General features: G+C 46.9%; 1 protein-coding gene. It reads left to right on the top strand.

The window, feature by feature from the left end:
• Positions 1 to 441 (top strand): TonB-dependent receptor plug domain-containing protein (locus ENE75_RS26075; protein WP_158289103.1); only part of this gene is annotated, 441 nt, incomplete at both ends.

Below are 441 nucleotides of genomic sequence, written 5' to 3'. Positions count from 1 at the left end.
ATCGGCGATGTGCTTGTTTTTTCAGGCGTAAGTTTTATTGCGCAGGAAGTAAAAATTGAAACTGCGAACGATCTCACTGTTACGCTTGCTCCATCTGCAACAAAAATGGATGAAGTGGTAGTGGTGGGTTTTGGTACGCAAAAGAAATCGAAGATCACGGGGTCGGTTAGCAAGCTTGATCCAAAAGTGTTGCAAACCGGTGTGCGTTCAAACCCGGCTTCTGCATTGGCAGGAACTATTCCGGGTTTGCGTGTGCAACAAACATCGGGTCGTCCCGGTGCTGTGCCGAGCATTGTATTGCGTGGCGGTACCAACTATAATGGTACGGGCTCGCCATTGATTCTTGTTGATGGTTTGGTGCGTGCTGGTTTCTTTGAAGTAAACCAGGAAGATATTGAGTCGATGGAAGTATTGAAAGATGCATCGGCTACAGCTATCTAT

Source organism: Rubrivivax albus (genome assembly GCF_004016515.1).
Classification (GTDB): domain Bacteria; phylum Pseudomonadota; class Gammaproteobacteria; order Burkholderiales; family Burkholderiaceae_C; genus Rubrivivax; species Rubrivivax albus.
Note: the sequence above shows the minus strand (reverse complement) of the source record. Positions and strands in the feature narration are given on the sequence as shown.